This window comes from Stenotrophomonas sp. NPDC077659 (assembly GCF_050268705.1).
GTDB lineage: Bacteria > Pseudomonadota > Gammaproteobacteria > Xanthomonadales > Xanthomonadaceae > Stenotrophomonas.
The window spans coordinates 19978-34219 of record NZ_JBNNHG010000030.1 but is presented as its reverse complement, the minus strand read 5'-3'; the positions used below and the strand labels follow the sequence as shown (position 1 = coordinate 34219).

Annotated in this window: 13 protein-coding genes and 1 pseudogene; 13 read left to right on the top strand and 1 reads right to left on the bottom strand. The window is 67.1% G+C overall.

The features are described 5' to 3' along the window. A pseudogene (locus ACQKDV_RS06820) lies at positions 1–211 on the bottom strand (sigma-70 family RNA polymerase sigma factor); the annotation flags it as partial. Between the two features lie 135 nt (positions 212–346). Here ACQKDV_RS06820 and ACQKDV_RS06815 point away from each other — a divergent pair. The 13 genes from ACQKDV_RS06815 to ACQKDV_RS06755 all read left to right on the top strand — a co-directional run bounded on the left by ACQKDV_RS06815 (position 347) and on the right by ACQKDV_RS06755 (position 14202). Next, a complete protein-coding gene (locus ACQKDV_RS06815; RefSeq protein WP_427783007.1) occupies positions 347–1114 on the top strand; it encodes a hypothetical protein in 768 nt (255 codons plus the stop codon). Between the two features lie 83 nt (positions 1115–1197). Continuing rightward, a complete protein-coding gene (locus ACQKDV_RS06810; RefSeq protein WP_427783006.1) occupies positions 1198–2154 on the top strand; it encodes an acyl-CoA desaturase in 957 nt (318 codons plus the stop codon). A gap of 2 nt (positions 2155–2156) precedes the next feature. Further along, positions 2157–3434: an NAD(P)/FAD-dependent oxidoreductase gene (locus ACQKDV_RS06805; protein WP_427783005.1), complete on the top strand. Its 1278-nt coding sequence runs from the start codon at positions 2157–2159 to the stop codon at positions 3432–3434. Continuing rightward, positions 3431–4198 (top strand): DUF1365 domain-containing protein, encoded by a 768-nt coding sequence (locus tag ACQKDV_RS06800; RefSeq protein WP_427783004.1) that lies wholly within the window; start codon positions 3431–3433, stop codon positions 4196–4198. The genes ACQKDV_RS06805 and ACQKDV_RS06800 overlap by 4 nt, the downstream gene beginning before the upstream one ends. After that, on the top strand, positions 4195–5454 hold the full coding sequence (locus tag ACQKDV_RS06795; protein ID WP_427783003.1) for a class I SAM-dependent methyltransferase: 1260 nt from the start codon (positions 4195–4197) through the stop codon (positions 5452–5454). Before ACQKDV_RS06800 ends, ACQKDV_RS06795 begins: the two co-directional genes overlap by 4 nt. 1 nt (position 5455) lies before the next feature. Continuing rightward, a complete protein-coding gene (locus tag ACQKDV_RS06790) occupies positions 5456–6016 on the top strand; it encodes a DUF2878 domain-containing protein (RefSeq protein WP_427783002.1) in 561 nt (186 codons plus the stop codon). Beyond that, entirely contained in the window at positions 6013–6804 is a 792-nt protein-coding gene (locus tag ACQKDV_RS06785; protein ID WP_427783001.1) for a DUF1295 domain-containing protein, read from the top strand. Before ACQKDV_RS06790 ends, ACQKDV_RS06785 begins: the two co-directional genes overlap by 4 nt. After that, positions 6801–7874 carry an SAM-dependent methyltransferase gene (locus ACQKDV_RS06780; protein WP_427783000.1) on the top strand — a complete coding sequence of 358 codons (1074 nt, stop codon included), beginning with the start codon at positions 6801–6803 and terminating at the stop codon, positions 7872–7874. Before ACQKDV_RS06785 ends, ACQKDV_RS06780 begins: the two co-directional genes overlap by 4 nt. A 12-nt stretch (positions 7875–7886) precedes the next feature. Next, positions 7887–8420: a lipocalin family protein gene (locus ACQKDV_RS06775; protein ID WP_427782999.1), complete on the top strand. Its 534-nt coding sequence runs from the start codon at positions 7887–7889 to the stop codon at positions 8418–8420. A 112-nt stretch (positions 8421–8532) separates the two neighbouring features. Next, the gene (locus ACQKDV_RS06770) at positions 8533–9672 is read left to right on the top strand and encodes an SPFH domain-containing protein (RefSeq protein ID WP_427782997.1); all 1140 of its coding nucleotides are present in this window, start codon (positions 8533–8535) and stop codon (positions 9670–9672) included. Between the two features lie 21 nt (positions 9673–9693). Then, complete coding sequence (locus ACQKDV_RS06765; RefSeq protein WP_427782996.1) at positions 9694–11046, top strand: TFIIB-type zinc ribbon-containing protein; 1353 nt, start codon at positions 9694–9696, stop codon at positions 11044–11046. Beyond that, positions 11043–11303, top strand: a complete 261-nt coding sequence (locus tag ACQKDV_RS06760; protein ID WP_427782995.1) for a hypothetical protein — start codon at positions 11043–11045, stop codon at positions 11301–11303. The genes ACQKDV_RS06765 and ACQKDV_RS06760 overlap by 4 nt, the downstream gene beginning before the upstream one ends. Positions 11304–11406: 103 nt before the next feature. After that, the gene (locus ACQKDV_RS06755) at positions 11407–14202 is read left to right on the top strand and encodes a PAS domain-containing protein (protein ID WP_427782994.1); all 2796 of its coding nucleotides are present in this window, start codon (positions 11407–11409) and stop codon (positions 14200–14202) included. Positions 14203–14242: the final 40 nt, after the last annotated feature.

Below are 14242 nucleotides of genomic sequence, written 5' to 3'. Positions count from 1 at the left end.
CCGCCTCCGGCGCGCCCAGGCCGCGCAGGTAAACGCACAGGCGTGGCATGAAGTGGTCGTAGATGCGCATGAAGCAGCTGCGGTCGCGCAGGCGCGCCACACCGTCCATGTCACCGGTCCAGTTCGTCGGCTCGTTGCTCGGCTGCTGGGAACTGGACACGATGCGCGCGGTATCGAAGTTAAAGGAAGGGCTGGCGGCGTCAGGGTACATCCGGGCGGCGATCAGGCAGGTGAAGGGGAGTCTGTGTGCTGTACGCAGCAGAGGCCGGTCTGGATGCAGCGGCCACACTGCATCCATCTGCCGGGCACGCACGTATGCCCTGCAAGCCACTCTGCCAGGATCCCCATGCCTACCGCCGGCCTGCTCCTCTCGCTCGCCACCGTGGCCAGTGCTGCGCCGCTGCTGTACAGCGAGGGGGTAGCGACCCTCAGCGACGGCACCCCCGCCTACCGCGAGCTGCACTGGCGGCGCGAAGCGTCCGAAGGCGCCGCGCATTGGGTGCAGTACCTGTGCCCGGATGGGCGTCCCTTCGCGCGCAAGACGTTGCCGGGCACCGCCGTGGCCCAGGCCCGCGGCTACCAGCTGCTGGATGGTCGCAGCGGCCAGGACGCACGCGTGGCCGTCGAAGGCAGCCAGGTCAGCATCGACTGGAAGGAGAGCGCCGGCCAGCCCGAGCGCCAGGCACGCCTGGCGCTGCCCGCCGGGGCGGTGATCGACACCGGCTTCGACGCAGCCGTGCGCGCCCATTGGCAGGGCTTGATGCAGGGGCAGGAGGTCCGCCTGCCGTTCCTGGTGCCCGCGCGGCAGCGCTTCTATCCGGTCAGCATGCGGCGCAGCGCGGCGGTGCGCTGGCAGGGCGTGCCGGCACAGGCCATCGAAGTGCGGCTGGACACCTGGTATGGCGCGGTTGCTCCACGCTTATTGCTGGTCTACGCCGACGCCGACCGGCGGCTGCTGGAATTCCGTGGCACCAGCAATCTGCGTGATGCCGGCGGCAGCTACCCGACCGTCATCGTCCGATTCGCCGCACCGGCCAGGCCGCAACCGGTGGCGCAGTGGCAGCAGGCCTGGGCGCAGCCGCTGGTGGCAAGCTGCACCGTGACCGCCAGGTGAAGGCAGGCGCGAGCGGCATCCACTGCATCCAATTGACGCTCTGTCGCGTAGAGGTAGACAAACACGCACCCGAGACTTCGCCCATGTCCGCTGCCGCGCCCCTTCCACGCCGACGTGAGCGCCTGTTGCGTACCCTGCACCGCTGGTTCGACACCGACGCTGCTGCGGTGGTCGAGGTCGATCCAGCGCAGCGCGGCCGCATCGACTGGCTGCGGGCGGTGCCATTCGCCCTGCTGCACGTGGCCTGCCTGGGGGTGATCTGGGTCGGGGTGTCCTGGACCGCAGTGCTGGTGGCGTTGGCCCTGTATGCGGTCCGCATGTTTGCGATCACCGGTTTCTACCATCGCTACTTCTCACACCGCACCTTCCAGGCGTCGCGGCCGGTGCAGTTCGTCTTTGCATTGATCGGCGCCGCCAGCGTGCAACGTGGCCCGCTCTGGTGGGCCGCGCATCACCGGCACCATCATCGCCACGCCGACCAGCCGCAGGATCCGCACTCGCCCAACGAAGGTGGATTCTGGCGCAGCCACATGGGCTGGTTCCTGACCCGCGAAGCCTTTGCCACCGATCTGAGCCGCGTACCGGACCTGGCGCGCTTTCCCGAGCTGCGCTGGCTGGACCGCTTCGACATTGCCGTGCCCGTGCTGCTGGCTGCAGGCCTGTACGCGCTCGGCGCACTGCTGGAGCGTGTGGCGCCGGGCCTGCACACCACCGGTCCGCAGCTGCTGGTCTGGGGCTTCTTCGTCTCCACCGTGGTGCTGTTCCATGCCACCGTCACCATCAATTCGCTGGCCCACCGTTTCGGCAGCCGCCGCTTCGACACCCGCGATGACAGCCGCAACAACCTCTGGCTTGCCCTGCTGACCTTCGGCGAAGGCTGGCACAACAACCACCACTTCTTCCCCGGCACAGTCCGCCAGGGCTTCCGCTGGTGGGAAGTGGACCTGACCTGGTACGGGCTGCGGCTGCTGGCCGCCCTGCGCCTGGTCCACGGGCTCAAGCCCATACCCGGCTGGGTTCTGGCCAAGGCGAAGGACTGACCATGCGTATCGCGGTCATCGGTTCGGGTATCGCAGGGCTGGCCAGCGCGTACTGGCTGGACGGTGAGCACGAAGTCACCCTGTATGAGGCCAGCGACTACCTGGGCGGCCATACCCATACCCACCAGGTGAACGTGGACGGACACACGATGGCCGTCGATACCGGCTTCATCGTGTTCAACCCCCTGCACTACCCGTTGCTCAGCGCCCTGTTCGACGAGCTGGGCGTGGCCTCGCAGCCCACCACGATGAGCTTTTCCATGCACAGTGATCGCAGCGGCGTGGAATACAACGCCACGTCGCTGGATGCCCTGTTCTGCCAGCGGCGCAACCTGCTCTCGCCGCGTTTCTGGGGAATGCTGGCCGACCTGCGGCGCTTCTATCGGGATGCGCCGCAGCTGCTGGCCGAGCCGGAAGGACCGACACTGGGCCAGTACCTGCGGCAGCAGCGTTTCGGCGATGCCTTCGTGGAGGAGCATCTGCTGCCGATGGCATCGGCGCTGTGGTCATCGCCCACCGCCAGCGTGCTGGAATTCCCGGCGCGCTATCTGGTGCAGTTCATGGCCAACCACCAGATGCTGCAGATGACCGGCCGGCCGCCGTGGCGGGTGGTCAAGGGTGGCTCCGCACGCTACGTAGATGCATTGCGCACTCGATGGCGGGTGCGTGAGCGGCTGGAAACCCCAGTACAGGCGGTCGAGCGCATGCCCTGGGGCGCGCGGGTTCACAGCGCCGCCGGCATCGAAGGTTTCGATGAGGTGATCCTGGCCTGCCACAGCAACCAGGCGCTGGCACTGCTGGCCGACGCCGACCCGGTCGAACACGCCGTGCTCGGTGCGATCCGCTACCAGGCCAACGAAGCGGTACTGCATACCGATGCTTCGCTGCTGCCGCGCAACCGCAAGGCCTGGGCGGCATGGAACGCCCACGTACCGCAGGATCCAGCCGCCGCGTGCACGGTGAGCTACTGCATGAACCTGCTGCAGGGCCTGCCCGGTGAAACACCGCTGGTGGTCACCCTCAACCGCAGCGACGCCATCGACCCGGCCAAAGTGCTGCGCCGCCTGAACTACGCACACCCGGTGCATGACCACGCTGCAGTGCGCGCGCAACGGCGCTGGGGCGAGATCCAGGGCCATCGCCATACGTGGTTTGCGGGCGCCTATTGGGGCTGGGGCTTCCATGAAGACGGCATCGCCAGCGCACGGCGCATGGTCGACGCGCTGGGCGCACGCCGCGGCATGGCATCGCCGCTTCGGCCGAGCGAGGTCAGCGCATGACCGCCAGCGCGATCTACTTTGGCCACGTACAGCACCGGCGGCACCACCCGCACGCGCACGCGTTCCGCTACCGGGTCGCGCAGTTGCTGCTGGATCTGGACGAACTGGACCAGGTCTTTGCCGGGCACTGGCTGTGGTCGGTCAACCGCCGCAACCTGGCAGAGTTCCGCCGCAGTGATTACCTCGGCGCCGCCGAGGTGAACCTGGCAGACGCCGTGCGCGACCACGCCGCCACCGTGCTCGGCTACCGCCCCGACGGCCCGGTGCGCCTGCTGACCCACCTGCGTTTCGGTGGCCACGTGTTCAATCCGGTCAGCTTCTACTACTGCTACCAGAGCGATGGCAGCACGCTGGCCTGCATCGTCGCCGACATCACCAACACGCCATGGAAGGAACGGCATGCCTACGTGCTGCCGGTCGAGCAGGCCCAGCAGGAAGGCGACAGCCTGCGCTGGCAGTTCGACAAGTGCTTCCATGTTTCCCCGTTCATGCCGATGGACTGCCGCTACGACTGGCGCCTCAACGCACCGGGCGACGCGTTGCGGGTGCACATGCAGGTCTGGCGCGATGGTGTGCGCCAGTTCGATGCCACCCAGAGCATGCAGCGGCAGCCGTTGACTGGCCGCGGCCTGGCACGGGTGCTGCTGGCCTACCCGCTGATGACCCTGCAGGTGGTTGCTGCCATCCACTGGCAGGCGCTGCGCCTGTGGCTGAAACGCAACCCCGTGCACGACCACCCTTCCCTAGCCGAGAAACCGCGATGAACAACCTGACGCCTTCGGTGGCCCTGCCCCGTGCCGGTGCACTGGATGCCTTCCTGCGCCGTCGCCTGCTGGCCCAGCTGGCCCCGTTGCGTGCCGGCCAACTGCGCGTCCGCGATGCATTCGGCGAGGTGCTGCTGGGCGATGGCCAGGGGCCATTGCAGGCGACGGTGACCATCGACGACCCGGCGTTCTACCGCAAGGTGGCGGCACAGGGCAGCGTGGGCGCTGGCGAAAGCTACATCCATGGCGACTGGCGCTGCGATGACCTGGTGGCGCTGGTCCGCCTGCTGGTGCGCAACCGCGACCTGCTGGACGGCATGGAGCGTGGCCCGGCGCGCGCGGCCGGTTGGCTGCTGCGCGGCTGGAACCGCCTGCGCCGCAACAGCCGCGAAGGCAGCCGGCGCAACATCGCCGCCCACTACGACCTCGGCAACGATTTCTTTGCCCTGTTCCTGTCGCCCGACCTGATGTATTCCTCGGCCCTCTACATACGCGCCGACGAGACGCTTGAAGCGGCGTCCACGCGCAAGCTGGACCGGATCTGCCAGCAGCTGCAGCTGCAGCCGGGTGATCGCGTGGTGGAAATCGGCGCCGGCTGGGGCGGCTTTGCCGTGCATGCCGCCCGCCACTACGGCTGCCACGTCACCACCACCACCATTTCCGCCGAACAGCACGCGCTGGCCGTGCAGCGTGTGCAGGCGGCCGGGTTGAAGGAGCGCGTGACCGTGCTGATGCAGGACTACCGCGACCTGCAGGGCCAGTTCGACAAGCTGGTCTCCATCGAAATGATCGAGGCCATCGGCGCGGAATTCCTCGATACCTACATGGGCACCCTGCAGCGCCTGCTGAAGCCCGATGGCGTGGCCCTGCTGCAGGCGATCACCATCGAAGACCACCGCTATGAACAGGCGCGGCGCAGCGTGGATTACATCAAGCGGTTCGTGTTCCCCGGCAGTTTCATTCCTTCGATCAACGCCATCCTGGCGGCCAAAACCCGGGCCAGCGACCTGCAGTTGATCGCGCAGCAGGATTTCGGCCACTCCTATGCACTGACCCTGCGCGCCTGGCGCCAACGCTTCCTGGCCCAGCGCGCCGCGGTGCTGGCGCAGGGCTTCGATGAACGTTTCTGCCGGCTGTGGGAGTTCTATCTGGCCTACTGCGAGGGCGGCTTCCTGGAGCGCTCCATCGGTGTATCGCACCTGCTGATGGCGCGGCCTGGTTACTGCACGGACGTCCCCAACGGCGGTGGGCTCTGAGATGAAGCGGATCTGGGCCAACCTGCTCGGCAACCAGCTGGTCTGGCTGTGCGCGGTGGCCGGTGCGGCGCGCGGCTGGCAATGGCCGGCTCTGCTGGCAGCAGCGCTCTATGTTGCCAGCCAGCTGCTGACCAGCCCGGTGCCGCGGGTAGACCTGCGTCTTCTGCTGCTTGCCCTGGCCTGCGCCTGGCTGGTCGATGGCATCGCCGCTGCCAGCGGCACCGTGCGCTATGCCGCCGCGCCGCTGGGCTGGGCACCGCCGCCATGGATCATGGCGCTGTGGGCGGCATTCGCCATGACACTCACTGCGTCGATGACGTTCCTGCAGCGGCATCGTCTGCTGCCGGCGCTGTTCGGCCTGCTGCTGGCCCCGCTGGCGTACCTGTCGGCAGCGCGCGGCTTCGATGCGGTGCAGTTCACGGCCCCCGCGTGGCGCGGTGTCGTGCTGCTCGGCGTGGGCTGGAGCATCGCCCTGCCGCTGCTGTGCGCGCTGGCACGACGCGGCACCGGCCCTGGCGGCGCGGCCGCACGCAGGGCTGCGCATAAAGGAGCGTCCGCATGAATCTGCTCGGCTGGGTGCTGCTCTACGCGGTACTGGTGATGTGCTGGGGCTGGGCGTGGCAGCGCCGCCACCGCAACATCGGTGTAGTCGACGTGCTGTGGGCCAAGGGCGTGGCCGCTGGCGCGCTGCTGCTGGCGTGGCTGGGCGACGGCGCGGTCCAGCCCCGCATCGCACTGGCGGTGCTGGGCGGGCTGTGGGGCAGCCGCCTGGCCCTGCATCTGTGGCACCGCGTGCGCAGTGAAGACGAGGACGGTCGCTACCGTTACCTGCGCGAACACTGGAACGGCCACCAGGGGAAGATCTTCGGCTTCTTCATGGCGCAGGCGCTGCTGGTGGTGCTGTTCGCGCTGCCGTTCCTGGCCGTGGCACGCACTCCGGGGGCCGGGCATGCCGGCTGGATCGCCGCAGCGGCAGCGGTCTGGCTGCTCAGCGTGGGCGGCGAAGCCCTGGCCGACCGCCAGCTTGCGCGCTTCCGCGCCGACCCGGCCAACAAGGGCCGGACCTGCCGCCAGGGGCTGTGGCGCTACTCGCGGCACCCCAACTATTTCTTTGAATGGCTGCACTGGTTCACCTACGTACTGCTGGCCGTCGGCTCACCGTTGTGGTGGCTGGCCTGGTCAGGCCCGGTGGTGATGTACCTGTTCCTGCGCTACCTCAGCGGTGTCCCCTTTACCGAAAAGCAGGCGCTGCGCAGCCGCGGCGAGGACTACCGGCAGTACCAGCGCAGCACGTCGATGTTCTTCCCGTGGTTCCCCCGCACTCCCCCTTCCCAGGACCGCACGCCATGAATGCCACCACCACGCTGCATCCCCCCGTCGAGATCGAAGGCGGCATCACTGGCTGGGCCGAACGCGGCTGGATACCGGATATCGCCCTGCGCGCGGGCATCCGTCGCCTGTGCGCGCAGCGCCTGCAGGAAGAGGCCGAGGGCGGCCTGGAAGCGCAGTCCGTGCGCTTCCAGCGGCGCATTGCCGAACTGGCCGGCAGCCCGCTGGCGCTGCACGTCGATGCGGCCAACCGCCAGCACTATGAAGTGCCCGCCGCGTTCTTCCAGGCCTGCCTGGGCAAGCGCCTGAAGTACAGCAGCTGCTACTACCGCACCGGTCACGAAACGCTGGACCAGGCCGAAGAGGCGATGCTGGAGCTGTATTCGCAACGCGCCGGACTGCGTGATGGACAGGACATTCTTGAACTGGGCTGCGGCTGGGGTTCGCTGACGCTGTGGATGGCCGAACGCTACCCGAATGCGCGCATCACTGCGGTGTCCAACTCCAACAGCCAGCGCGAGCACATCCTCGGCCAGTGCCAGGCGCGCGGCCTGCGCAACGTGGAGGTGCTCACCCGCGACGTCAACCTGCTGGAACTGCCTGCTGCACGCTTCGACCGCTGCGTGTCGGTGGAAATGTTCGAACACGTGCGCAACTACGCGCAGCTGCTGCAGCGGATCGCCGGCTGGCTGCGCCCCGACGGTGCGCTGTTCGTGCACATCTTCGCCCACCGCACGCTGATGTACCCGTTCGAGACCGAAGGCGATGACAACTGGATGGGCCGCCACTTCTTCACCGGCGGCCTGATGCCGGCGGCCGATACGCTGCTGCATTTCCAGCAGCACCTGCAGCTGGACCAGCGCTGGCTGCTGGACGGCACCCATTACCAGCGCACCGCCAACCACTGGCTGGACAACCAGGACGCTGCCCGCGCCCAGCTGATGCCGGTGCTGCAGGCGACCTATGGCGAGGCCGCCGCGCAGGTCTGGTGGCAGCGCTGGCGGATGTTCTGGATGGCCTGCGCCGAACTGTTCGGCTATGACGACGGCCAGCAGTGGCTGGTTGCCCACTATCTGTTCCGCCCCCGCTGAAGGAGCCCCGCCATGCGAAGCCTGCCCCTGTTTTCACTGCTGGCCGTGGCTCTGTTCGGCAGCGGCTGCAGCAGCCAGGACACCCGGCCGCTGCCACGCGCTGCATCGGTGGACGTGCCGCGCTTCATGGGCGACTGGTACGTCATCGCCCATATCCCCTCCTGGCCCGAGCGTAAAGCCTTCGACGCCGTGGAAAGCTATGCGTTGAAGCCGGACGGTCGCATCCAGACCACCTTCACCTACCGCAAGGGAAGCTTCCACGCGCCATTCAAGAGCATGCACCCGGTGGGCCGGGTCGAAAAGGAAGGCGCCGGCGCGGTGTGGGGCATGCAGTTCGTCTGGCCCATCCAGGCCGAGTACATCATTGCCTGGCTGGACGAGGACTATCAGCAGACCATCGTTGCCCGCAGCAAGCGCGACTACGTCTGGTACATGGCACGCACGCCGCAGGTATCGGCGCAGGACTACCAGGCCGCTGTCGATCGCATTGCCGCGATGGGCTATGACACCTCGAAGCTGAGGCGGGTACCGCAGTCGGTGCGCTGATCCCGCCACATGAACAGGCACCGCCGGTACCGGTGGCGAAGCACCGCCCCGCTCCTCTATAGTCAGCCGATGACAGGCACGGTGCCTGTCCGGTAACCACAGGGAGCAGGTCATGGGTCTGGTACAGGCGGTCAAGGGTGCGGTGGGCGGTGTTCTGGCCGACCAGTGGAAAGACTTCTACACCGTACCGGCGGGCCTGCCGTCGACCGCAGCGCTGTTCGCGGCGGTGCCGCAGGGCACCAATGCCGGCCGTGGCTCCAATACCCACGGCTCCTCCAACATCATCAGCAACGGCTCGAAGATCGTCGTGCCCGAAGGCTACGGCCTGCTGCTGTTCCAGGACGGCGCGATCACCGCCTTCGTGGCCGAACCGGGTGGCTACGAATGGCGCTCGGATGATCTGAACTCGCAGTCGATCTTCGCCGGTGACGGCCTGGTCAGCACCTTCATCAAGCAGAGCTGGGAACGCTTCAAGTTCGGCGGCCAGCCCGGCGCACAGCAGGCGGCCTTCTTCGTTTCGCTGAAGGAACTGCCGGACAACCGCTTCGGCACCCAGTCGGAAATCTACTGGGATGACGCCTTCCTCAACACCCAGGTCGGTGCGGTCACCCGTGGCTCGTACACGCTGAAGATCGTCGACCCGATCCTGTTCGTGAAGAACTTCGTGCCGGCCAGCTACCTGCGGCCAGGCCAGGTGTTCGACTTCACCGACATGGACAATGCCGCCGCCACCCAGCTGTTCAACGAAGTGGTGGGTTCACTGGCACCGGCCTTCAGCCTGTACAGCAACGACCCGGCCAAGGGCAACCGCATCACCAGGCTGCAGCAGGACTCCATCGGCTTTGCGCAGAGCCTGTCGGCCGCCGTGGAACAGGCCTACCAGTGGCAGTCCGACCGTGGCCTGGCCATCGTCAAGACCGCCATTGTTTCCATTGAATACGACGCCAACACCCGCGAACTGCTGAAGACCGTGCAGCGTGCCGATGCGTTGTCCGGTGCACGTGGCAATTCCAACCTGCAGGCCAGCGTGGCCCAGGGCATCCAGTCGGCCGGCGAAAACGGCGGTGCCGCCGGCCTGGTCGGTGTCGGCATGGCCTCGGGCATGTTCGGTGCGGGCAGCCTGCAGCAGCCGGCGGCACCGGCTGCCGATGATCCGGTGGCCAAGCTGAAGAAGGCCAAGGAGATGCTGGACCTGGGCCTGATCACCCAGAGCGATTACGACGCACTGAAGGCCAAGGCACTGGGCCTGTAACACGCAGGACGCGCAGACACCATGTCCGACCCCAGAAACGGTCCGCCACCGCTGCCCCAGGCTGTTCCTGCTTCGCCGCCGCCACTGCCGGCGGCGAAGCTGGATGGGCCGGGGTCACCGCAGGACGTTCCGCCCGCGCCCGGCAGCTTCCCGCTGGATACCAGCACGCTGCCGCAGGCCATCCGCGATGAAATCGAGGCCCCCGATCCGCTGGCCATCGACACCTCGGCCAGCGAACTCGAGGATGGCCTGAACCGCTGCCCGAAGTGCGGCGCCACCGACATCCGCCCCAAGCTCGGCACCGATATCCTGGTCTGCCTGTATTGCCGTCACCAATGGCATGGCGCACGGGTGGAGGAGGAATTTGGCCTGGGTGAGGCGCTGGACCAGCTGCGGGGCACGGTCATCGCCTCCGGTGCACGTGACATCGACGCTGGCACCTCGGCGCTGATGACCTTCAAGTGCAGCGGCTGTGGTGCCGAGGTAACCGTCAATACCGAAAGCACGATGACCGCACGCTGCCACTGGTGCCGCCACGTGTTCGGCGTCAACGAGCAGATCAGCAACGGTGCCGTGCCCGATGCCGTGTTGCCCTTCCACATCAGGAAGGACGATGCGGTCGCACGCATCCGCCAGTTTGTCGACAAGCGGCGGATGTTCGCGCTGAAGGCGTTCAAGGACCAGTTCACCCCGGAAAACGTGATGGGCGTGTACCTGCCCTACATGATCGTGGACAGCAATGTCAGCGCGGCGGTGGCCGGCAAGGGCGAGATCAAGACGCGCGAATATACCCGCGGCACCGAGAAGAACAAGCAGACCTACTACGACGCGGACATCTACCAGGTCGAACGCCAGGTGGCGTTCACCGTCGATGACCTGCCGCTGGAATCCTCGGCCGAGCGCGGCAATCTCGACACGCGCACCAATACCAACAACATCATCAACACCATTCTGCCGTTCGACACCAAGAACGCGGTGAAGTGGAACGCGTCCTACCTGGCGGGCTTCACCTCCGAAAAGCGCACCCTGGATGTGGAGAAACTGCGCCCGCGGCTGGAAGACCAGTTGCTGTCGATCGCCCGCGCCCAGGTTGAATCCAGCGTGCGCCGCTACGACCGTGGCGTACGCTGGGAACAGGAGCAGCTGGACGTGCATGGCACCCGCTGGGTGTCGATGTACCTGCCGGTATGGCTGTATTCCTACCACCAGCCCGGCGCCAATGGCGGCATGCTGCACTACATCGCGGTGAACGGCCGTACCGGTGAGACCATGGGCAGCGTGCCCGTGCAGCAGTGGAAGATGCTGCTGGCCGCACTGGCCACCGGCACGGTCATCGAAGCCCTCGCAATTGCCTTCCTGGTGGCGACAACATGAGTGACGACAGTGGTCTCTGGTTGCTGGCGGCCGGCCCGGCCGGTGCTGCGGCGCTGTACTGGGCGCTGTACCGCTATTACCGCAACACCGACAAATCACATTCGTTCGAACATGAAACCGCGATTGATGCCAAGCCGGTCACCGGCTCGGACCAGCGGGTCGATTCGATCACCGGCACGCAGGAGCGGCGCGTTCGCGGCGACAACGTCTACGAGTACCGCAAGCGTGTGATGCGGATGAAACCGGGCGGCAGTTGAACCGGCAGCACGCGGCCGTGACATGCCGTTGATCTACACTTGCAGCCCTTGATCTGCCTGCCACGCACCGTGGCAGGTGATCGCCTGCCGTTCGAGATCGTCCGTGAACCAGCCTCCCGCTTCCCTGCCGCAAGCCGCGCATGCCACCGATAGCGTGAACATGGCCCTGGCGGCGGGCGCGATCGTCGGCACCTGGTTCTGGGATGTTCCGCGCGACCAGCTGACCGTGGACGAAGCACTGGCGCGGGCGTTCGGCCTGGACCCGGCGCTGGCGCAGCGCAGGCTGCAACTGCACGACGTACTGGGCGCGGTCCACCCCGACGACCTGCCCGGCCTGATGGCGGCCATTGAACATGCCGTGCAGCACGGCGGCCGCTTTGCCCACCAGTATCGTACGCGCGACGCCGACGGCGGCTATCACTGGCTGGAGAGCATCGGTCGCGTGGACCTGGACGAACATGGCAAGGCCAAGGGCTTTCCAGGGGTCCTCATCGACATCGGCGAGCGCCTGCGGGTCCAGGCCGAGCGCGACCAGGCGCAGGCCCTGCTGCATTCCTTTCTTGAGGCCGCACCCGGCGTGATGTACGCCAAGGATCGCCAGGGGCGCCTGTTGATCGGCAACAGTGGCACTTCCCAGCTGATAGGTCGTCCGCCTGCCGACTACGTTGGCCGCACCGATGCCGAACTGCTGGCCGATCCCGCACAGGCTGCGGCGGTGATGGCCACCGATGAGCGGGTCATGTCCACTGGCCGCAGCGAGCAGCTTGAGGAAGAGGTCAGTTTTCCCGATGGACGTCGCGCCTGGTGGCTGTCGACCAAGGCGCCGCTGCGCAACGGCGATGACGAGGTCATCGGCCTGGTGGGTACCTCGCTGGACATCACCGACCGCAAGTCGGCCGAAGCCGAGCGCCTCGATATCGAGGAGCGCTATCGGCTGGCCGCACAGGCCACCAACGATGCCGTCTGGGACTGGCGCATGTCCGACGGCCACGTGATCTGGAACGAGGCACTGTCCAGCCTGTTCGGGCATCGATTGATGGAAACCAGCGCGCAGTGGTGGCTGGATCATATCCATCCTGAGGACCGCGACCGCATTGATCGCAACATCCACGCCGTCATTGACGGTGACGGCACCGCGTGGATCGGCGAGTATCGTTTCCGCCGGGCGGATGGCAGCTACGCCGATGTGCTCGACCGTGGCGCGGTCCTGCGCGATCCCGAGGGGCGCCCGCTGCGGATGATCGGCGCCATGCTCGACCTGTCCGGGCGCAAGGCCGCCGAAGCCGCACTGGCCGAGAGTGAGGAACGCCTGCGTCTGGCGACGGAGGCCGGTGAACTCGGTCTCTGGGACCAGGACCTGGTCCAGAGCATCATGCTCTGGCCAGCGCGCACCAAGGCGATGTTCGGCATTTCACCGGATGCGGAGGTGACGATCGAGGACTTCCACAACGGCCTGCACCCGGATGACAGAGCCTTGACACTTGCGGCGATCGAGGCCGCCGCCGACCCGCAGCGGCGCGCCAGCTACGATGTGGAGTACCGCACGGTTGGCAAGGAAGACGGCATCGTGCGCTGGGTCGCGGCCAAGGGCCGCGGGATCTTCGAGGGCGGGCGCTGCGTGCGCATGCTCGGCGTGGCCATCGACGTCACCGCACGCAAGGCGGCAGACGAGCGCCTGCGCGAGCTGAACGAACAGCTGGAAGCGCGCGTACGCGCCGAAGTGGCCGAACGCCTGCGGGTGGAAGATGCGCTGCGGCAGAGCCGCAAGATGGAGGCGGTCGGCCAGCTCAGTGGCGGCATCGCGCACGACTTCAACAACATGCTGGCTACGGTGATCGGCCCGCTGGACCTGCTGGCCCTGCGCATCGGCGACAGTGACGCGCGCGCAGCGCGCTATATCGAAATGGCCCTGGATGGTGCCCAGCGCGCCGCCCAGCTGACCCAGCGGCTGCTGGCTTTCTCGCGCCAGCAGCCGCTGCAGCCGGTGGCACTGGACGTGAACCATCTGATTGCCGGCATGACCGACCTGCTGGTCCATTCGCTCGGCAGCAGCGTCATTCTGCAGACCGTACTGGGCGGCGGCCAGTGGTGGATACACGCCGATGCCAACCAACTGGAGAACGTGATTCTCAACCTGGCGGTGAACGCGCGCGATGCGATGCAGGGGGGTGGCCACCTGAATCTCCACACCAGCAACTGCCACGTCGACCAGGCCAATGCGCTTGAACATGGCGGCATCCCCGCCGGTGACTACGTGCGCATCGCGGTGGCCGACACCGGCAGTGGCATGTCGCCGGAGGTGGTGGCGCGCGCCTTCGATCCGTTCTTCACCACCAAACCCGTCGGCCAGGGTACCGGCCTGGGGCTGTCGCAGGTCTACGGCTTCGTGCAGCAGTCCAACGGCCACGTTCGCCTGCACTCGACGCCCGGCGAAGGCACCACCGTGGTGATCTACCTGCCGCGCCTGCTGGCCGAGGTGGACGCACTGCCAGCCACGCCCGCCGCACCCGCCCCCTTGTCCGGTGGTGGCGCGGAGCAGATCCTGGTGGTGGATGATGATGCAGCAGTGCGTGCCTTCTCGGTGGATGCGTTGTCCGAACTGGGCTACCAGGTGCTTTCTGCCGATGGCGCCGAAAGTGCCCTGCCGCTGCTGCAGGCCCATCCTGGCATCGCCCTGCTGTTCACCGACGTCGTGATGCCGGGAATGAATGGCCGCCAGTTGGCCGATGAGGCGCGGGCGCGCCATCCGCAGCTGAAAGTCCTGTTCGCCACCGGCAACAGCCGCAATGCACTGGTCGACGACGGCGTGCTTGACGCGCATGTGCAGCTGATCGGCAAGCCCTTCACCATCGGCGAGCTGGCCGGCCGTGTACGTGCGGTGCTGGCCGGCAGCAGCTGACACCCTCTGGCGCTTCCACGACCCGGTGGCGCCGGGCCAT

Excerpts from the sequence above, each read along its gene's own strand:
- ACQKDV_RS06790 (WP_427783002.1), top strand. The coding sequence starts at position 5,456 with ATGAAGCGGATCTGGGCCAACCTGCTCGGCAACCAGCTGGTCTGGCTG.
- ACQKDV_RS06765 (WP_427782996.1), top strand. The coding sequence starts at position 9,694 with ATGTCCGACCCCAGAAACGGTCCGCCACCGCTGCCCCAGGCTGTTCCT.
- ACQKDV_RS06770 (WP_427782997.1), top strand. The coding sequence starts at position 8,533 with ATGGGTCTGGTACAGGCGGTCAAGGGTGCGGTGGGCGGTGTTCTGGCC.
- ACQKDV_RS06775 (WP_427782999.1), top strand. The coding sequence starts at position 7,887 with ATGCGAAGCCTGCCCCTGTTTTCACTGCTGGCCGTGGCTCTGTTCGGC.
- ACQKDV_RS06815 (WP_427783007.1), top strand. The coding sequence starts at position 347 with ATGCCTACCGCCGGCCTGCTCCTCTCGCTCGCCACCGTGGCCAGTGCT.
- ACQKDV_RS06800 (WP_427783004.1), top strand. The coding sequence starts at position 3,431 with ATGACCGCCAGCGCGATCTACTTTGGCCACGTACAGCACCGGCGGCAC.
- ACQKDV_RS06785 (WP_427783001.1), top strand. The coding sequence starts at position 6,013 with ATGAATCTGCTCGGCTGGGTGCTGCTCTACGCGGTACTGGTGATGTGC.
- ACQKDV_RS06810 (WP_427783006.1), top strand. The coding sequence starts at position 1,198 with ATGTCCGCTGCCGCGCCCCTTCCACGCCGACGTGAGCGCCTGTTGCGT.
- ACQKDV_RS06760 (WP_427782995.1), top strand. The coding sequence starts at position 11,043 with ATGAGTGACGACAGTGGTCTCTGGTTGCTGGCGGCCGGCCCGGCCGGT.
- ACQKDV_RS06795 (WP_427783003.1), top strand. The coding sequence starts at position 4,195 with ATGAACAACCTGACGCCTTCGGTGGCCCTGCCCCGTGCCGGTGCACTG.
- ACQKDV_RS06805 (WP_427783005.1), top strand. The coding sequence starts at position 2,157 with ATGCGTATCGCGGTCATCGGTTCGGGTATCGCAGGGCTGGCCAGCGCG.
- ACQKDV_RS06780 (WP_427783000.1), top strand. The coding sequence starts at position 6,801 with ATGAATGCCACCACCACGCTGCATCCCCCCGTCGAGATCGAAGGCGGC.